Consider the following 19,217-nt stretch of genomic DNA (forward strand, 5'->3'; position numbering starts at 1 on the left):
TACGCGAAGGAGAGTAAACGATGTTGCTGGAAATGAAGAACATCACCAAGCGCTTTGGCGCGGTGAAGGCGCTGGATAACGTCAGCCTGCAGCTGGATGCGGGTGAAGTGCTATCGTTGTGCGGTGAAAACGGATCGGGCAAATCAACGTTGATGAAAATCCTGTGCGGACTCTATCCGCACGGGGATTTTGACGGGCAGATCCACTTTGCCGGGGACGCTATTCAGGCGCAGACCATTCGCGATACCGAGCGCAAAGGTATTGTGATTATTCACCAGGAGCTGGCGCTGGTGCGGCAACTTACGGTGATGGAGAACATCTTTCTCGGCGCAGAGCTGGGGCGCTTCGGCATGGTGGATGATGAAACCATGACGCTGCGCTGCCAGCAACTGCTGGAGCGCGTCAAACTCAACGTCTCCCCGGATACGCGCGTGGGCGAACTGGGCCTTGGGCAACAACAGCTGGTGGAGATTGCCCGTGCCCTTAACAAGCAGGTGCGCCTGCTTATCCTGGATGAGCCCACCTCTTCGCTGACCGAGCAGGAGACGACAGTGCTGCTCAGCATCATCCAGAACCTGCGCGAACATGGCATTGCCTGCGTGTATATCTCGCACAAGCTCAACGAAGTGAAGGCTATCTCGGACACGATCTGTGTCATTCGCGATGGTCAGCACATTGCCACCCGACCTGCTGCGGGCCTGAGTGAGGATGACATCATCACCATGATGGTGGGACGCGAACTCACGGCGCTTTATCCCCATTCGCCCCACGAGATTGGCGACACGGTGTTGCAGGTCGATAACCTGACGGCCTGGCATCCGGTTAACCGTCACGTGAAGCGGGTAAACAACGTCTCTTTTACCCTGCGAAAGGGGGAAATCCTCGGCATTGCCGGATTAGTGGGTGCGGGTCGAACGGAAACCGTGCAGTGCCTGTTTGGCGTCTGGCCCGGCCGCTGGCAAGGGGAGATAGCGATTCACGGCAAAAAAGTCACGATTCGCGACTGCCAGCACGCCATCGCGCACGGCATTGCCATGGTGCCGGAAGATCGTAAAAAAGACGGCATCGTGCCGCTGATGGGCGTAGGCAAAAACATCACGCTGGCCGCGCTGGACCAGTTCAGTCATCGGCTTTCCACCATTGATGAGGCCGAAGAACTGCATGCCATCAACGCCGCCATTGCACGACTGCGGGTGAAAACCTCTTCGCCTGAGCTGCCGATTGGTCGCCTCAGCGGCGGCAATCAGCAAAAAGCGATTCTGGCGAAGTGCCTGCTGCTCAACCCAAAAATCCTGATTCTGGACGAGCCGACGCGCGGCATTGATGTTGGGGCGCGCCAGGAGATCTATGTGCTGATCAACGCCCTGGTACAGCAGGGCATCTCGGTGATTGTGATTTCGTCTGAGCTGCCTGAAGTGCTGGGCCTGAGCGATCGCATTCTGGTTATGCATGAAGGGCAAATAAAAGCCGATCTGATTAACGACAATCTGACTCAGGAGCAGGTGATGGAAGCCGCCCTACGGAGTGAACATTATGCTTAACAGCGAGAGTAAACCTGCCGTAGCGGCACCGGCTAACAAGCACGTATCCAGCAAGCTCGGCCTGCGTAACCTGCAGGTGTTGGTGATGCTGGGGGCGATTGTCTTGATTGCCCTGTTCTTTACCTGGACGACCGACGGTGCCTGGCTCAGTCCGCGCAACGTTTCTAACCTGCTGCGCCAGACGGCGATCACCGGCATTCTGGCGGTGGGCATGGTGTTTGTAATTATCTCCGCCGAGATCGATCTGTCCGTCGGCTCCATGATGGGGCTGTTGGGCGGCGCGGCGGCAATCTTTGACGTCTGGCTGGGCTGGCCGCTGCCGCTGACTATCGTGGTCACGCTGGTGCTGGGGCTGTTGCTCGGCACCTGGAACGGCTGGTGGGTGGCTTACCGCAAGGTGCCATCATTTATTGTGACCCTGGCCGGCATGCTGGCGTTTCGCGGTATTCTGGTGGGCATCACCAATGGCACCACCGTGGCCCCAACGAGTCCGGCGATGTCGCAGATTGGGCAGAGTTATCTGCCCGGCGGTATCGGTTTTGGCTTTGGTTTTGCGGGCCTGGCGCTGTTTATTCTGTGGCAGTGGCGCCTACGACTGCGTCGTCAGCAACTGGGTCTGGCTCAACCTGCCGCCTCCGGCACCGTAGCACGGCAGGCCATTACCGCCGTCCTGGTACTGGGCGCGATCTGGCTGCTGAACGACTATCGCGGCGTACCGACACCGGTACTGTTGCTGGCATTGCTGCTGCTGGTGGGGATGTTTATGGCCACTCGCACTGCCTTTGGACGCCGTATCTATGCCATTGGCGGCAACATTGATGCCGCGCGGCTCTCCGGTATTAACGTGGCGCGCACCAAGCTGGCGGTGTTTGCCATCAATGGCCTGATGGTGGCGATTGCCGGGCTGATCCTTAGCTCGCGGCTCGGCGCGGGTTCCCCTTCCGCCGGGAACATTGCCGAACTGGATGCCATTGCGGCCTGCGTGATTGGCGGCACCAGCCTGGCGGGTGGCGTGGGGTCGGTAGCGGGCGCCGTGATGGGCGCGTTTATCATGGCCTCACTGGACAACGGTATGAGCATGATGGATGTACCGACTTTCTGGCAGTACATCGTCAAAGGGGCCATTTTACTGTTAGCGGTGTGGATGGATACCGCCACGCGTCGCCGCCTGTAATCGTGTGAACGATCACACTGTGGCGCAAACCATTTCTGTGGCGCATCCAGCTGTGTTATGCAATGCGCTGGGAGTTAAAGGGATTGTGCCACTATGCATGAAAAACGATACCGCATTACCCTGCTGTTTAACGCCAACAAGGTTTACGATCGTCAGGTAGTAGAAGGCGTTGGCGAGTATTTACAGGCTTCGCAGACCAACTGGGATATTTTCATTGAGGAGGACTTCCGTTGCCGCATTGATAATATTCAGGAATGGCTGGGTGACGGGGTTATTGCGGATTATGACGATAGTTCGATTCAGCGCTCTCTGGCCGACGTGGCTGTGCCGATTGTCGGCGTGGGCGGTTCGTATCACAGGGAAGAAGACTATCCACCAGTGCACTATATTGCCACCGATAACACTGCGCTGGTGGAAAGCGCCTTTCTGCATCTGAAAGAGCGCGGCATCAACCGTTTCGCCTTTTACGGTTTACCGGCCTCCAGCGGTAAACGCTGGGCGCAGGAGCGTGAACTGGCGTTTCGCAAAATGGTGATGCGCGAGCGTTACATGGGCGTGGTCTATCAGGGCATGGAGACTGCCTCTGAGAACTGGCAGCACGCACAAAACCGTCTGGCCGACTGGCTGCAAACGCTTCCTCCCCATACCGGCATTATCGCCGTTACCGACGCCCGTGCGCGCCATCTGCTGCAGGCCTGCGAATACCTGAAAATTCCGGTGCCGGAGAAGCTGTGTGTCATCGGGATCGATAACGAAGAGCTGACGCGTTACCTGTCCCGCGTGGCGCTGTCCTCAGTCGTTCAGGGATCGCGGCAGATGGGTTACCAGGCCGCTAAACTGCTGCATCGTCTGCTCGATCAACAATCTCTGCCGTTACAGCGCATTTTAGTGCCGCCGGTAAAAGTCATTGCCCGCCGTTCCACCGATTTCCGTTCGTTGCACGATCCCGCTGTCATTCAGGCGATGCACTTTATCCGCTTCAACGCCTGCAAGGGCATCAAGGTTGAGCAGGTGCTGGATGCCATTGGCATGTCGCGCTCAAACCTGGAGAAGCGTTTCCGGGATGAAACTGGCGATACGATTCACGCCATGATCCACCGCGAGAAGCTGGAGAAGGCCAGGGAGCTGCTGGCGGGTTCGTCGCTGAGTATCAATGAGATCTCACAGATGTGCGGCTATCCGTCGTTGCAGTATTTCTATTCGGTGTTTAAGAAGAGCTATGCCACGACGCCGAAGGAGTACCGCCAGGAGAATGGCGAGGTGGTGTAGAAGCCCGGGCTGTGAGCATATCGGTACATCGATTACCTGTCGCCAGATCGCGCTTTTAATCATGATTAATATATCCTGCCCGCGTTTTTATCGCTGCTGCTCTTGTAACCTTAACCCTGTAATTACAGAAAAAAAAGTATTTATAATCAGGCAGTGCTGACCCTTACTCAACGTTTCATCAGGCGAATTGAAAAGAAATTATATGAAAATATGTGAATGGAAATCTGTTCAGCCTAATATCCAAACACCACCTTTTTCTCTAAGGAAGTCAGCATTTAAAAAGAAGTAAGGCAATATTTGAAAAGATGCAAAAAAGATAAATACATTCCAACATAAGCCTACGCCAATACGCCAGAAATGCTCGGCACGGGCATACGAATGGTCATGTGACGGAAAATGCGTATCGCCTTTAGCGGCTATGGTGAAAAAAATATCTCCATCAGGCGTCCAGAACGTTGACCTGAAACTGCCCTCCGTTTCCTGCATCTGGCAAAGGAAGGAAGATACATTACGGCTTCAATCAAATTGCAAGATATCATGTTAAAAATTGCAATCCATTCAGATGCAGTAATTGATCTCAATCATTAAAAACAGTAACACAGAATTTAATATGCTCACTCCACACTGAATTCTTAAATTTATCGGAGCATATAACGATGAGAGAAAAATTACTGTTACTCCCCGTGTCTGTCGCATTAGCATTTCAGAGTCATGCAGCAGTCCCGGAAGTCACATTCAATCTTTATAAAAATAAAGATGCATACTGGACGGCGGAAAAAATTCAAAAAGCAGCCCCTATGGAGGCAGTAGAAGCGCATCGCATCCAGCACACCCACGAGGTTTATCAAAATAAAGAGCCGTCTCCGGATCTTTCATCTGAGAATAAGTTCAGGAAACGCCCCCGAAATATGAATGGAATACCAACAAAAGCGAACATTGAAGTGCAGCCTTATAGAACGGCGGGAAAGTTATTTTTTTCTGATGATTCTGGTAAGAATAAATATTGTAGTGCTCAATATATCAAAAGTAAAAATCTGCTGCTAACAGCAGGACATTGTGTACGTAATGCCGTGACAAAAAAATGGTATAGTCATTTCATTTTTTATCCCCGCTATTCAAACGGACCCAAAGATAAAAGTACAGGATGGTTATGTGCAACAACATGGTCTGATTATACAAAAGAAATTCCCGGATGGTCACAAAATTGGGGTAAGGACTACGCTTTTATTTATACGCTTTCACCGTCAAAAAATGGCTATCTGGGTTACAGAATCAATAGCACGGAAAAAGCCACAACTGCAATAGGCTATCCGGGTAATTATGAAAAAGGTCATTATCTGATGGCGATGTCCGGCACACAGATGCGTGTAACTGGGTCTCCTGTTATTGAAATGCAGATCAACCGCATGCGCAGTGGCAATAGTGGCGGTGCCTGGATAGTAAATTTTAGCGACAATAATGTAAACAGTAACTATGTGACTGGTATCAACTCATTCCATTACACGAACAAACCAGACAGTGAATTTAGTCCTCTGTTCGACAAGGATTTTATTACGCTAATGAACTTTAGTAATAATAAATGTTTGTATTAAAATCCAATGTTTAGCAAACCATAATATCCGATTGTATTATTCATGAAGCGTTAACGTGATAGTCAGTTTACTGCCTTTCACCGCACGTGTTATGCCATAAGGAAAATCAGGAAAGCCAGTTCTGTTATCCCAGGCTGGCTTTATTATTTTTTTTAGAGGGAAAAATAAAATATCAAAGGCCTAATGAAATCTTTCCGGAGAATAATCTCATGATACATGATAAATTCGCTATTGAGATAATTATTGGTTGCCTTGTGATAAGTAAAACACTCCAGGAAGCGTAAGGGTGAGTGTAGCAGAAATTATTTTCTGTTAAACAGGGCGGCAGGAAGTTCTGCCACCCTGTTTAACAATAATTATGCTGAGTAAGCAATATCCCACTGTTTAATGTGTTTCTGTAATACTGTCGAAAACAGACCTGTTTATATTGTTGTTTTCTTTAAGGAAATAGAGGTAGGTTTTAATCGAAATATCAATGCTTACGTCACTCATCATTTTAAACTCCACCCCATTCAATGGTTTGTAAATTTTATAAAAATCCATTCCCTTTATTACGCCGACAGCATCGCCAGCACAAATTAAATCTGTATAGTGAGAGATTTCATTAACAATAAGTATTTGTGCATTTCTGAAAAGACAACAAACACGTTTGGAAATCATACTGACATTCTCATGACAAACTGATTTTTTATCAATAATAAATACAGTGTCAATATTTCTACTTTCCAGAATGTCCTGGATTTTGCTGTTATAAAAGAGTGAGACCTTTTCAGAGAGTAGTTCCACAGAGTCAATAGCCGCATGATTAATCATGCGCTGTGAAACTACCATATCCACGTCCTCAGAAAGTAGTTTTTCAAGTGCCAACTCTTTCCCGAATTCCATAAAGAAAACATTACTGATTTTTTTCTTTTTCTTGAGAGAGTATATGAACTTGTTAACTGTATGGTTATAATTAACTTCCATACCTATTTTTAAGTCATTCCTTTGCCTTCCTCTGATTTTTTCTTTTACATAAGAATTTTCAATGTTATATATCTCCTCATGGAAAGGTAAAAGTTTTTCATAAAATTCTTTTCCTTTCTCAGTGAGTATTAGATCGTTATGCCTTCTAACAAAAAGCTTAAATCCCACCCATGATTCGAGAGTTTTTATTCTCCGACAAACAGGTGAAGAGGTCAGGTTAAGAGAAAAAGAGGCTTCTTTAATCGTCCCTTCTTTTACAACTGCCATAAAAGATTCAAGTGTTTTTGATATTAGCAATTTCTCAAGCCCTCACAGTGAAATATACGCTGAACATCATTATTCAAAACACTTGTTAATTGCAACATGAAATTATCAACTGATCATATTATTTTCTATATTTTTTAATGGTATACCAATTCTGGCAATATTACGTTGCTAAAGTGGCATTTGGAATTTGTTCACGGCAAGGGCAACATACTTAACAGACGAAACAAGCATCGTTTCGGATGATGGAATTTTGATGTCAAGTGCTATTAATCATGAAATTAACTTAGATCAAAAAACAAAATAAAATTTTTGTAACTGAACGTTATTTTTAAATAAGAATTTAGAGGTTGATATCAGAGATTATCTTTATGATTTTTGTTTATAAGTGATAGTGGAGTGTGTTACGAGCAGATAACTCATTCTGGAAAAAGGAAATGTCAAAAATTTCATTTACGAGGAAGGGGGGAGCATCGTTGGAAGGCTGAAAAATTCAACATTATTTTATTTTTTAGCGAAGGGTGAAAATAGAAAATATCGACTCGCATTTAACTATATTCCAGTTTCATTAAAAAGGAGAGGGCCGTTGTCTGCTTTAAGGGTGGTTCTTATGTTAATAGCTGAAATTAAAAAAATAAGAAAATTTTTCAGAAGGTAACCTGAAGAAAAAACATTTTTATTATCAATGAGTTAACTCTGTTTCTTTAGTTCTATAGGTTTTTAGAACTGAAGGTTTATTAAATATGGTTTTATTTTTCTGACGCTAGTTAGTCGGTGTGGCTTAATTAAAAAAAGGAGGGTAAAGCAATACTGTAAAATTTAAATTATCTTCATGTATGCTTTTTTGCGGGTTAACAGAAACTCTGAAAACCATTTCAGTTTGTTGCTTTTTAATTTTTTGCCCCATAGAGATAGCATGCAATATCGCACGGTGAGTTGTTTGGTATTTATTTAGCAACCGATAATATCTGTTAAGAGTTTAATAACATTAGGAGATTTAAAAATGAAAAACATTATTTCTAAACCCAAAGAGGGTCTGTCTTCCCGCCATGGGCATGTTTTTTCGCCAAAGTCACGCGCCTATTTCGCCTGGGAAAAGGGACAAATTGACGATGGTATGTTGAATCAGCGTGAGGCTGGGAAGTTTTTTCCTGCAAAGTTGAGCGGTCTGGCCGATCCGGTTGCACCGACGGATGTTTATAGTGCGCTTCCGCCGCGCGACGGGGAAATTGCCAGTGCTAATCAGGGAAACGCAAGATTTCTTGACCAGCCAGGCTCAGACTGGCCCAAGCACGATGTGATTTCCAGTCAGCTGCTACCTGTTCGCTGGCATTACTCTGCTGTTCATGTCACTCGTCGCTGGAATTACTTTATTACCCGTAAAGACTGGAACCCTGATTTACCTTTAAGTCGCGAGCAATTTGATGAAAAGCCTTTTTTTAGCGTTGAATTAACCGAACAGCCCTTCTGGAGTCATGGTGACGCCCTGACGCCGCCTAATCCGACCGAACATATGCTGATGTTGCCTGAACGACGCGGTTATCATGTATTACTGGCGGTGTGGGAAATCGCAAATACCGGAAATGCGTTTTATCAGGTCATTGATTTAAATTTCACCGACAGCACGATTTCGCTTCCACCTCCCGCGGCACCAGAAGCCTTACGGGTTAAGGGCGTAACGGGTAATACCATTTCACTTACCTGGAGTGCCCCGTCGGTAGCGGCAGCTTATTACACTATCTATCGTGACGGAGTATTCGCTGACCGCGTAAAAGCGATGGAATTTACTGATTCAGGGCTGAAAGAAGATACGGAATATACCTATGAAGTCACCAGCGTCGATATGTCCGGAACGGAATCTGCTCGCAGTCATGCTTTAACTGTACGGACCCAGTCCAGCGCCGCTATTGATCATCCACCTTCTGCACCTGAAAACTTACACTGTATGCAGGTTACCACCAACAGTATTAGCTTGATGTGGAGTCCGTCGCAGAGTCCGGTCGCTATTCAGTGCTATATCCTTCACCGGGATGGTCAAGTCATTGCGCGTACGCCTGCCAGTCAGTTGACATATGTTGACAGCAATCTTCAGGAAGGTACGACATATCACTATTATGTCGTTGCACAAAATGAAAACGGATGCTTATCCGCGCCCGGTAATCAACTTGCCATGACTACTGAGCGAACATCAACGACAACCCCCGATCCGGCGCCACATCGTAAATGGGCTTTACGCTCTACATTTAGCGCGGGCGAAATTGTTTCTCACAATGGCAGCTTATGGCAGTGTATTCAGACACACGTAGCGTATTCACCCGAATGGGCGCCCGGAGCTTCTGATTCCGCCACGCTATGGCGCCTGATCAAAGCGTAAATTCAGTATGGCAAAAAAGATAGCCGGCCTCCGGCTATCTTTATCACTCATCTGAGGAATGGGATTACATCAGATTGGCATATTGATAATGGAAGAATTTGAAAATTTATTCAGGGTGAAAGATGTTTAGCAATATTATTTGTCAACCAGACTATCGTGTTATCGCCGCCTCTTTTTCAGGTGCGCTCGTTTTTTTTCTGATTGAGAAAAAGTACAAGCGGAGTAAAAAATGGGTGCTGTTTGGGATATCGTTTGTTATGGGTATTCTTGGTGCCGATGCGGCGGTTTCAATTTTAAGTCATTATTTCTCTGAGGACATTGGCTGTGGAAGGGAGGTTGGTGGGTTTGTATGCAGTGTGACCATTGTGAGTCTGGGGAAGGGTTTACTCTCATTACCTGATATACTGTTTAGAAAATTCAAAAGGAATTAACGTGAAAACGGCTGTGCATTGCTAAAGTCATTAATCAATAAAACGGCCTGAAATAAAGAAAAATAAAGGGATTGATAAAATAGTCTGAAGCGTTCCACTTAATTAATTATTGCTTTACTGCCCACAATCGACAGTTGGCGATGGACCTTGAGAACACGTTGATGGGGGTGATGATATTGAAGAACCTGATGCTGAATATCTTCTTTAGCGTAATATTTCATTAATTTCAGGGGCGACTATAAAGGCACACATATGCACTGGCTGCAGCAAATTCAGCATCAGTATCAAATGTAGGGGTATTGACCTTGCGGTTTGCCTGTTTTTGTCTCCGTGGTGCCTGAAAGACACTCCCGTTAAAGTATAGATCGCAACGTTTTAGCGCCCCCATAATGCCATTATTGATAGTTCCGGTGCTGTAATCATCATGACGGAGTTATCGCCTGTTCACCCGTGACGAGTTTATCGCATGCGTTTGCGTTCTGGCTCCTGGCTATGTGATGGTGCTTTACTGACTTATGAAGCAGCCAGTTGTCCTTTGCATTCCCGGAATAAAGCGTGCTCAACAGTAGGCATGGCTTAAAAGGGGGAAGCTATCGGGCCCATCTAATAAAAGTAACGTCTAATGCTTAAAGTTCGTAATGCCCTGCTGGGCGGTTACGCCGCCTGGGTGGCGCTCTGGAAAAATTACCTGCGGTTTTATGGCCAGGATCTGGATGATATCGTCCCTTATAATATAAGGCTCTGAGCCTAAGTCCTCTGGACTGCATTCCTGAAATAACGTTATACAAGATCTCCTCCAGCTTTTGAAAAGGATAAAAGATGACTTGTCGGGAACATCACTACCACATTAACATTCGCTGGACCGGTAATCGTGGCAGCGGTACAGACTCCTACTCCTCGTACGACCGCAACAGCGAACTTGCCGCTGACGGTAAAGCGACCATCGCGCTCAGTGCCGATCCGGCATTTCGTGGTGATGCCACCCGCTGGAATCCCGAAGAACTGTTACTGGCCTCTGCGTCAGCCTGCCATAAATTATGGTATCTGCACCTGTGCGCCGATGCCGGTATTATTGTCGAGGCCTATGAAGATATGGCCGAGGGCACGCTGGTTGAAGGCGAGCGTGGCCATTTTACGCAAATCACGCTAAGGCCGATGGTCACGCTGCGCCACCCGGCAGATGCCGTGCGTGCAGAGGCATTGCATCACGACGCTCACGCTGCGTGTTTTATCGCCAATTCGCTAAACTTTCCGGTACATTTCGTGCCGCACTTTATCTCAGGATAAGCCGCACGCTTCACCGGATTATTAATAATGCTTAAGTTTTGCACGCGCTTGCCGATACTTTATGCGCAACTGGCGAAATCCGTCGCCAGTATTATGTGACCCCCATCTGGGGCTCAGTCAACATAAGGAGCAACTGCATGGATATACAGCAACTCACCACTCTGTCTGCAGGTTTAGAACAATGGCAGGCTCGCGGTGAAGCCAATGCGAATCTGTTGAAAAAAACGCTGAATCAACAGGCAGATACCATCACTACGCTTGTTGAGGGTGTGACAGCACTTCCCTCTAATCCGGCTGTAGGGCGTAACATCAACACCACCGCCTGATCATGCCGTTACGGATCCCCGGGCGGCTTTCGCTGTGCCGCCCGTTTTAATGCATGGCGCGGTTTATTCCCTTGTCTGAATCTGGCTGAGTCAACGGCCTTGACTCAACGCTTTCATCACAGCAATTTCTTCCAATATCCGTGAACCTCACCTGGATTAAATAGGTTATCGCTCATCTGTTGCCTGGGAATGCTATGTCTTCGCGCCTGTTATCGATTGGTTATTCAATGCCTAAAATACGTTTAATCGCGACGTACCCTTTAAATGTTCTTCGCACGACATTGAGGGTTTTTTTGACCGCTATATGCTTCTTCACGAACACGGCCCAGGCAGACCGCCTTAAATCTGAGGAGCCATCGTTATGATGTCTTTTTCAACGGGTTTCCTGTTGAGCCTGTCACTGTGTCTTGATATCGGCATTGCCAACATTGCCATGATTACGCTGGCGATGCAGCGTGGCTATTTTCAGGGGTTCTGGTTGGGAGTCGGCACCTGTGTGGGCGATTTGATCTATGCCGTTCTGGCGCTGGCTGGCATGGCGGTGTTGCTGCAGTTCGATGTTGTGCGGTGGATCATCTGGATAGGTGGTGGTGCTTTGCTGGTGGGGTTTACCATCAAAATGCTGCTGTCCGCCTTTCGTAACCTCAACGATATCGATACCACGCTGAGTGCGCCCAGGCGGTCAATGTGGCGTGAGTTCCGGCACGGTATCGTGCTGGCAATGTCGTCGCCGACTGCCATTTTGTGGTTTGCCACGGTGGGTGGTGCATTGATTTCCCGATTCGGGCAGCAAAGCATTACGGGATCGGCACTGTTTCTGAGCGGTTTTTTTCTGGCGGGGATCGTATGGACAGCGGCCCTGTGCCTGGTCGGTAGCCTCGGCGGCAGGTTGTTAGGGCAAAAGCTATTGAGATATTCCTATATGGCTTCCGCGCTCATCTTTGCCTACTTTGCCTTATATGTGATCGTGTCAGGATATAGAGAATTTATTCTTTCCTGAACCCACCTGTGAAGCATAGTGATGGGGCGTTATCCCCATCACTTTTCGAAACGCATTGATAAAATGGCTCTGATCGTAAAATCCCAGCTGATAAGCCGTATCAAGAGGATGGCTGTTTTGCCGGAGTAAATCCCGTGCCGCACACAGGCGAAGCTGCATGTGATACTGCAGAGGAGGAAGCCCGGTGTACTGCGTAAAACGTCTGACCAGATAATATTTTCCGACACCTGCAACCTGTGCCAGTGTTTCCAGCGAAAGTTTTACGCTCAGATGCTGCCGCATAAATACTTTTACCCGATCCATCTTCTTATCTGAAAAGGTCCCCAAGGGGGCATTTGTGGATAGCAGCTCAGCGCACAGCAGCAGCAATGCCTGCTCTTCCTCGGCGCAGTCATGATGTTGGGTCAGGCTGGCATAGCGGCATATGGCGTTAAATAATGCCTGATCGGTGAAAACGCCTTCAGGCAACACGGGTGCCGCATGGCTGCTGCTAAGGTTCTGGCTAATGCTGAGCGTTTTCAACACGCACTGCGGAATATGAATGCTCAGGAACTCCGCCCCATGGTGATCGAAGCGCGAGGACTGAACGCTTGCAGGGTTATACAGGGTGATCTGGCCTGCGTTAACCCACTGTGTCTGACCATTGAGCGCAATTTCCTCAATGCCCGCCAGGTTAGCGCTGATAACGTATTCATCATGCGTATGTCTAGGAAACACGGCGTCATTGGCGTTCACGCGAGAGCACTCCATGCCATTGCGGCTAAACCAGTCCAGAGCGTGCAGCGCCATAAGAAGCCCTCTTACGTTAAGCATCAGAGCGATGTGGCTCTGACAAGACCATTCAGGCAGGCTATATTAACCTTATTTCGGGACGGATATGTGTGTACCCGCCAGCGCAAGAGAGATGTTGAACCTGACCGGTAGTGAGGCATTTTTTCGATGTGTTCTTTCGATGAAAATCGGGGGGAGGTGAAGATGGATGATTTTTTAAACCTGATAGCGAACTGTTGCCTGCTTTTCTCATTTGGAAAGAAGAAAGAGGTGAATACGTCCATCACCGCGCTAAAATACAAGCCGTTAGTGAATATGGGCGTCTGTGAGCCGAAGACGCATAAGAAGGGCCCGTCCGCTAAGTGATGGCTACGCGTAAAATGAAACCGCGCGTGAAGATGCAGGGCACTGAGACGTCCCTCATGGGTGTCGGTCTTTCAGACAGAGATAAACCGGCCTGGCGTCCGCCCCATCCTGTTCTCTGGCTCCCGACCACGTTGTTGTGCTGAATGACAACGGCCCGCTGGCTCCTCAGCACGAGCAGGCGATAGCCACAGGTTTTTAGTCCTGTCACGGCCTGTCCGTTTGCAAAGACGTTTCCTCACGCCACCCACTGTGTCTTGATAGATATCCCGTTCAGCGACGGCCAACATGATCTTCTGCCAGGCCACGCGCCACCGATCACAGGCGAGAGCTATCAGTGCAATAGATAGCATGATCACAATAACTGCACTTATTGTTAACTTTGTATTAATAACATTGGTTATCATAACCCCATCGAAAGCGAATTGCTTTCACACTTACAACATTAAGGAACAGGATTATGAAAACCATTAAAACACTGTCGATTGCTGCCGTTGCTGCACTGTCATTTATGTCGGCCTCAGCTTTTGCACAAACCGTTACCGCAACGGGTTCAACGCTGGACGGTACAGAAGCCAAAATTGCCGCTCAGGCCGAGCAGCAGGGCGCACAGTACAAAATCATCGAAGCCAATACAAACGATCGCGTTCACATGACAGCTGAGCTGTATAAATAAGCGTTCCGGATGCGCCGGCGCGAAAAAGGGCTGCTTAATGAGCAGCCCTTTTTGTGTCTGCACAGACAGCAGCGCACCAACCTTGTCAGATTGAATCGCCGCCGTGCGCCGTTTGCGCTCTGCAAGCAGCGTCATGAATAAAAGGTCAGGCTTCCCCGCACATAAACCGCGCCAGATCAGCGTAATCTTGATGCCGTACCCGCTTCATTCAGCCATAACGTAAATTTTACAGAAGAGGTTAGCCCGGTCACAATCTTATGGTTGTTTATTCGCCATTGTCTCAAGCCCGTTCTTTATCCTGCCGATAAACCCTCCAGACCACTCAACATGGCAGTATAAAAAATGACAATTTTTAAAAAAATATTTTCTATTTTTCCTAAACACCAGCATAAACACGCCGCCGATTCGCTCAGAGCTTTGGACGATGCGGTTCCGATCATCGAATTTACCCCGGATGGCACCATCCTTCGGGCCAATGCACTGTTTCTAAGCAAGATGGGTTACGAAGCGCAAGAGATCGTGGGCCATCACCACAGTATGTTTTGCCCGCCATCAATGGTGAACTCATCTGAGTACCGCCAGTTCTGGCAGCGCCTTGCCAGCGGCAAGAGCTTCAGCGGCAAATATCTGCGTCTGGGCAAAGACAGCCATCCGGTCTGGCTGGAAGCCAGCTATGTCCCGGTGAAAGACAAACATGGCCGCGTCATCAAGGTCATCAAGCTGGCGGCAGATATCTCCGAGCGCATCAGTGAGGCACAGCAGCAGGATGCCCTGGTGCAGGCGATCAGCCGCTCAATGGCGGTCATCGCATTTAACAAAGCCGGGGAAGTGTTAGAGGTTAACGAAAACTTTCTCAAAGCAACGGGCTATAAAGCCGACGAGATTCTGGGCAGGCATCACCGTATGTTCTGTTCCGAGGAACTGCGCAGCAGCAAGGAATACCAGCAGTTTTGGCAGCGTCTCAATCAGGGCGAATTTTTCTCTGGGCAGTATCCGCGACTTAATCGTCATGGCGAAACTATCTGGCTGCGCGCGACGTATAACCCGGTTTTCGATGCCGATGGCCGGTTATATAAGATTGTAAAATTCGCCAGCGATGTTACCGAGCAGGTGCTGCAAAACCAGCAAGAAAATGAAGCGGCTCAGCACGCGTGGAAGATGGCGCAGCAAACCCGCGAAAGCTCGGTAACGGGTGCGGATGTGATTGAAGACAGCGTCAGAACCATGGCCGAGATCGCCAAAGAGATGAACAGCGTTTCCGCTGACGTCTTTGGGTTAAACGGCCAGTCAGATCGCATTGCCGATATGGTGCACACCATTCGCAACATCGCTGAGCAGACGCGATTTATCGCATTAAACGCGGCAATTGAGGCAGCCCGTGCCGGCACGTCCGGCCGCAGTTTTGCCATCGTGGCCGCCGAGGTGCGTACTCTGGCTGCCCGCATCAATGAAGCCACTGAAGAGATAGGTCGCGTGGTCTCCAGCAATAATCAGCTGGCAAAAAAGGTGCTGGAAGATATCGAAAATAACCTGAAAAACACCGCTCGCGGCGTCAACCTGATGCGCCAGGCCGGAGAGGTTATCGCCAGCATTCAGAGCAATTCGGAGCGGGCAGAAGAGGCGGTCAGAAACGTTTCACGCTCGACGTCGCCTATTTAGCGCTTAACCCTGCAGCAGCAGGTCATCCGTCTGCGCGGGTGACCTGCTGCCTGTCCGGCTGTTTTCTGTCAGGCGCTCCGCCAACATTTCACTTTGTTTGCCACCATTCGATAAGGCACTATTAGCCCTCTCTGTCCCTGCCACATCATTGTTGAAAGGAACGCCAGCCCACATGCCCGTCAATTTCGATCTCAACGATCTGTATGCGTTTCGCGCCCTGGTTGAATATGGCAATTTCCGTATCGCCGCGGAATCCATCTGCCTGTCCCAGTCGGCGCTGAGCCGCAGGATTGAGAAGCTGGAAACGGCGTTGGGGATAAAGCTGTTTGACAGGACCACCCGCCGGGTCACGCTGACGCTTTATGGCCAGACGTTCGCCGCGCGTTCAGAGCAACTGCTGACCAATTTTGAAGAAGTGATGGCGGATATCAGTAAAGTCAGCCAGGACAGAACCGGACTGGTGACGGTTGCCACGGTGCCTTCCGCCGCCTATTACTTTATGCCGGATGTGATTCGCCGCTTTCAGGTGCGCTATCCTCGGGTGCGGGTCAAGATTATTGACAGTAGCGCAGGCAACGTTATTGAAGCTGTCACCAGTGGTCAGGCAGATTTTGGCATTTGCTTCTCGGGCAACCCGCCGCCCAATACTGAGTTTTTACCGCTGGTGGAGGATGTTTACGTCGTGGCGTGCCGACACGATCATCCCCTTGCTAACCGCAAAAGCCTGACGTGGCAGGAGTTTTACCAGCAGGATTATGTCGGGCTGGATAAGACCTCTGGCAATCGAAATCTACTGGATTCCGCACTGGGCCATGTTGTTCCGGCGCGCCCGAGCATCTGCGAAACCCGGCATGTAACAACGATGCTGGGCATGGTCGAAGCGGGAATCGGCATTGCTGCCGTTCCCGCGATGTCGATGCCGTCATCAGGCCATTCGGTGCTGGTTCACCTGCCGCTTACCGATCCGGTCGTGAAACGCACCGTTGGCCTGATCAGGCGCCGTGGACGCATACAGTCTTATATCGCTGCAGAGCTGGAAAAACTGATTACTGAACAGTATCACTCTGCTTAACGGGTTGCTGCGCGTTGACCGAGTGCAAACCCGTGGCATGGATGACTTCCTGAGCCGGGGCAGACGCCAGGAAATCCAGTAACGCTTTGCCTTCCTCAGGATGGTCTGCTTTGGCAGGAACCGCGCCGGCAAACCGGGTGATGTACTGCACGTCCTCAGGCAGTTCACCTACAAAGGTCACGCCCGGCACGGGCAGGAGTTCACTGACCTGCTGGAAGCCCAGCGCATAGTGGCCTTTTGCCACTTCAGACGCTACCGGGATGCGTTCCACCTCGTGCGCTTTGCCTTTCACCTTGTCTTCAATGCCTAACTTTTTAAACAACTGGCTGCTAACGTACTGACCGCTGGCGCTGTCTGAGTAGGCAATTGACTTCGCATTTAACAGGGTTTTACGCAGATCGGCATCCGTTTTGATATTGGGTTTAGCGTCGCCTTTCTTCACGACAATCCCGATCGGCGAGTCAGCCAGCTCAACGCGGGAGTCCGGTTTTATCCACTTACCTTTTTCCAGCTGACTAAGCGCATCGCCGACCATAATCACCACATCGGCTTTTTCCCCGCGCGCCAGACGGTTGGGAATCGCCTGCGGTGTTTTACCCATCGACGGCCCGGACACCAGAATAATGTTGTCGCCACTTTTAGCTTCAAACTGCGGTGTGAGTTTTTCCAGTGCGGCTTTAAAGCCGCCAGAAATCATCACGGTCACCTCTTTTGCCAGCAAACCGGTGCTGACGGAGGAAAGGACCAGCGTGGCAAGGAGTGAACGGTAAATTATTTTCATTATGTAATCCCTGACTTAGTGTTTAACGGCGGTTTGAAGATTTACAGTGCTGCGACGGTACAGATACAGCGTTGCCAGTAAGGCGCAGACGGCAGCAAAGCTCATCCAGTAACCCGGGGAGGCTTTATCGCCTGTGTACTCAATCAATGCGGTTGAAATCACCGGCGTAAAGCCGCCAAAGACGGCGGTTGCCAGGCTGTAGGCCAGTGAAAAGCCCGCCACCCGAACTTCCGCTGGCATGATTTCAGTCAGTGCCGGAATCATCGCGCCGTTATACAGACCATAGATAAATGACAGCCACAGCAGAACGGTGAGCATCATGGAAAAGCTGGGTGCAGCAGCCAGCATCGACAGGGCAGGGTAGGCGGTCGCCAGCGCGATCAGCGTCATGGTAACCAGTACAGGTTTACGTCCGAAACGGTCAGACAGCGCCCCGCCAACCGGTAACCAGAGGAAGTTAGAGATGGCAACCAGCAGCGTGACTAACAGGCTATCGGAGGCGCTGAGCATCAGCACTTTCTTGCCGAAGGTCGGCGCATAAACGGTGATCAGATAAAACGCTGTGGTGGTCATGGCCACCATCAGCATGCCTGCAATCACAACCTGCCAGTTGGCCAGCAGGGTTTTAAACACGTCGCGCATCGCCAGATGATGACGGCGGGCGTTGAACTCCTGGGTTTCTTCCAGCTTGCGGCGCAGGAAGAAAATGAAAGGCACAATCATGCAGCCAAACAGAAACGGAATCCGCCAGCCCCATTCACGAATCGCGCTCTCTTCCAGCACGGCGTTCAGGGCAAAGCCCATCGCGGCGGCGACCATAATGGCCACCTGCTGGCTACCTGACTGCCAGCTGGTATAAAAACCTTTGCGCCCCGGCGTGGCGATCTCAGCCAGATACACAGAAACGCCACCCAACTCCGCTCCAGCGGAGAAACCCTGCAGCAGGCGGCCGATTAACACCAGCATCGGTGCCCAAAGCCCAATGCTTTGATAAGACGGAATCAGGACGATCAGAAAAGTACCTGCCGCCATAATCGACAGGGTGACGATCAGGCCTTTACGTCTGCCGACCTTATCAATGTAGGCGCCCAGCACCACTGCGCCGACAGGACGCATCAGAAAGCCCGCGCCGAAGACGGCGAAGGTCATCATCAGCGAGGCAAATTCACTGCTCGCCGGAAAGAAAGTGTGGGCGATATAGGTGGCATAGAACCCAAACAGAAAAAAGTCGAACTGTTCCAGAAAGTTGCCCGAGGTAACGCGTAATATTGCGCCGGCTCTGGCGCGGGTGGTCATCGGTGAAGTCGAGGAATGCATCGGTATCTCCAGTTTATCGTTGACGCTTTTTGCCGCGTCTGTTGCTGAAGACTGGATCAGGTAAATAAAGTAAATAAGCGCAATAAACTCATCGACTAATGCGCGCTGTGCATCAATGGCAGTTAACAATTACCTGAGGCTATGCGCAACAAGCCTTTAACAAGATGGCGAGATAAGCGCTTACAGATCAGGGCCGGGAAACTTAATGCGCGTTTTGTGACAGGGTTCATACGGGTATTTGAATCAGAAAGCACAGCGTAAAGCGTTTGTAAGGCTATATCAGTCGATGCGGGCGCTCAGGGCTTAATGGCCGCAAAAAAGGGAGAGCAGTAAGACGTGCCAGCGCCGCTAGCC

17 protein-coding genes are annotated in these 19,217 nt (G+C 49.6%); 13 read left to right on the forward strand and 4 right to left on the reverse strand.

Annotated features, from left to right (window positions below):
* Positions 1 to 20: 20 nt before the first annotated feature.
* The 4 genes from CMR03_RS20930 (at position 21) to CMR03_RS20945 (ending at position 5,576) form a co-directional block, all read left to right on the forward strand.
* Positions 21 to 1,541, forward strand: a complete 1,521-nt coding sequence (locus tag CMR03_RS20930) for a xylose ABC transporter ATP-binding protein (RefSeq protein ID WP_063877782.1) — start codon at positions 21 to 23, stop codon at positions 1,539 to 1,541.
* Positions 1,534 to 2,715 (forward strand): xylose ABC transporter permease XylH, encoded by a 1,182-nt coding sequence (xylH, locus tag CMR03_RS20935; protein ID WP_096012552.1) that lies wholly within the window; start codon positions 1,534 to 1,536, stop codon positions 2,713 to 2,715. Before CMR03_RS20930 ends, xylH begins: the two co-directional genes overlap by 8 nt.
* Before the next feature lie 93 nt (positions 2,716 to 2,808).
* A complete protein-coding gene (xylR, locus tag CMR03_RS20940) occupies positions 2,809 to 3,984 on the forward strand; it encodes a D-xylose utilization transcriptional activator XylR (RefSeq protein ID WP_096012553.1) in 1,176 nt (391 codons plus the stop codon).
* A 656-nt stretch (positions 3,985 to 4,640) separates the two neighbouring features.
* Positions 4,641 to 5,576: a trypsin-like serine peptidase gene (locus tag CMR03_RS20945; RefSeq protein WP_096012554.1), complete on the forward strand. Its 936-nt coding sequence runs from the start codon at positions 4,641 to 4,643 to the stop codon at positions 5,574 to 5,576.
* Positions 5,577 to 5,960: 384 nt separating this feature from the next.
* Here the strand turns inward: CMR03_RS20945 and CMR03_RS20950 are convergent, their stop codons facing one another.
* On the reverse strand, positions 5,961 to 6,839 hold the full coding sequence (locus CMR03_RS20950; protein ID WP_257469700.1) for a LysR family transcriptional regulator: 879 nt from the start codon (positions 6,837 to 6,839) through the stop codon (positions 5,961 to 5,963).
* Positions 6,840 to 7,809: 970 nt separating this feature from the next.
* Here CMR03_RS20950 and CMR03_RS20955 point away from each other — a divergent pair.
* The 6 genes from CMR03_RS20955 to CMR03_RS20975 all read left to right on the forward strand — a co-directional run bounded on the left by CMR03_RS20955 (position 7,810) and on the right by CMR03_RS20975 (position 12,224).
* A complete protein-coding gene (locus CMR03_RS20955) occupies positions 7,810 to 9,180 on the forward strand; it encodes a lytic polysaccharide monooxygenase (RefSeq protein ID WP_096012556.1) in 1,371 nt (456 codons plus the stop codon).
* Positions 9,181 to 9,302: 122 nt separating this feature from the next.
* Positions 9,303 to 9,611, forward strand: coding sequence for a putative holin (locus tag CMR03_RS20960; RefSeq protein ID WP_096012557.1), 309 nt, complete (start codon positions 9,303 to 9,305; stop codon positions 9,609 to 9,611).
* 622 nt (positions 9,612 to 10,233) lie between these two features.
* The gene (locus CMR03_RS25770) at positions 10,234 to 10,356 is read left to right on the forward strand and encodes a hypothetical protein (protein WP_257469699.1); all 123 of its coding nucleotides are present in this window, start codon (positions 10,234 to 10,236) and stop codon (positions 10,354 to 10,356) included.
* 74 nt (positions 10,357 to 10,430) lie between these two features.
* A complete protein-coding gene (locus tag CMR03_RS20965; RefSeq protein WP_096012558.1) occupies positions 10,431 to 10,898 on the forward strand; it encodes an OsmC family protein in 468 nt (155 codons plus the stop codon).
* Between the two features lie 137 nt (positions 10,899 to 11,035).
* Positions 11,036 to 11,224 (forward strand): YjfB family protein, encoded by a 189-nt coding sequence (locus CMR03_RS20970; protein WP_063877794.1) that lies wholly within the window; start codon positions 11,036 to 11,038, stop codon positions 11,222 to 11,224.
* A gap of 361 nt (positions 11,225 to 11,585) precedes the next feature.
* Positions 11,586 to 12,224: a LysE family translocator gene (locus tag CMR03_RS20975; RefSeq protein WP_096012559.1), complete on the forward strand. Its 639-nt coding sequence runs from the start codon at positions 11,586 to 11,588 to the stop codon at positions 12,222 to 12,224.
* On the opposite strand, the gene CMR03_RS20980 is transcribed toward CMR03_RS20975, so the two are convergent.
* Positions 12,195 to 13,013 (reverse strand): helix-turn-helix transcriptional regulator, encoded by an 819-nt coding sequence (locus CMR03_RS20980; protein ID WP_096012560.1) that lies wholly within the window; start codon positions 13,011 to 13,013, stop codon positions 12,195 to 12,197. The two genes, CMR03_RS20975 and CMR03_RS20980, sit on opposite strands and share 30 nt — an antisense overlap.
* 805 nt (positions 13,014 to 13,818) lie before the next feature.
* Here CMR03_RS20980 and CMR03_RS20995 point away from each other — a divergent pair.
* From CMR03_RS20995 to psrA, 3 genes are all read left to right on the forward strand, one after another.
* Positions 13,819 to 14,034 carry a YdgH/BhsA/McbA-like domain containing protein gene (locus CMR03_RS20995; protein WP_063877799.1) on the forward strand — a complete coding sequence of 72 codons (216 nt, stop codon included), beginning with the start codon at positions 13,819 to 13,821 and terminating at the stop codon, positions 14,032 to 14,034.
* A gap of 342 nt (positions 14,035 to 14,376) precedes the next feature.
* Positions 14,377 to 15,693, forward strand: a complete 1,317-nt coding sequence (locus CMR03_RS21000) for a methyl-accepting chemotaxis protein (protein ID WP_063877800.1) — start codon at positions 14,377 to 14,379, stop codon at positions 15,691 to 15,693.
* A 172-nt stretch (positions 15,694 to 15,865) separates the two neighbouring features.
* Positions 15,866 to 16,765, forward strand: coding sequence for an L-proline-binding transcription factor PsrA (psrA, locus tag CMR03_RS21005; RefSeq protein ID WP_096012561.1), 900 nt, complete (start codon positions 15,866 to 15,868; stop codon positions 16,763 to 16,765).
* Here psrA and CMR03_RS21010 read toward each other — a convergent pair.
* On the reverse strand, positions 16,740 to 17,546 hold the full coding sequence (locus CMR03_RS21010) for a substrate-binding domain-containing protein (RefSeq protein ID WP_096012562.1): 807 nt from the start codon (positions 17,544 to 17,546) through the stop codon (positions 16,740 to 16,742). The two genes, psrA and CMR03_RS21010, sit on opposite strands and share 26 nt — an antisense overlap.
* 15 nt (positions 17,547 to 17,561) lie before the next feature.
* Positions 17,562 to 18,863 (reverse strand): MFS transporter, encoded by a 1,302-nt coding sequence (tcuC, locus tag CMR03_RS21015; RefSeq protein WP_096012585.1) that lies wholly within the window; start codon positions 18,861 to 18,863, stop codon positions 17,562 to 17,564.
* Positions 18,864 to 19,217: the final 354 nt, after the last annotated feature.

The sequence above is a fragment of the Pantoea allii genome, assembly GCF_002307475.1.
GTDB lineage: Bacteria > Pseudomonadota > Gammaproteobacteria > Enterobacterales > Enterobacteriaceae > Pantoea > Pantoea allii.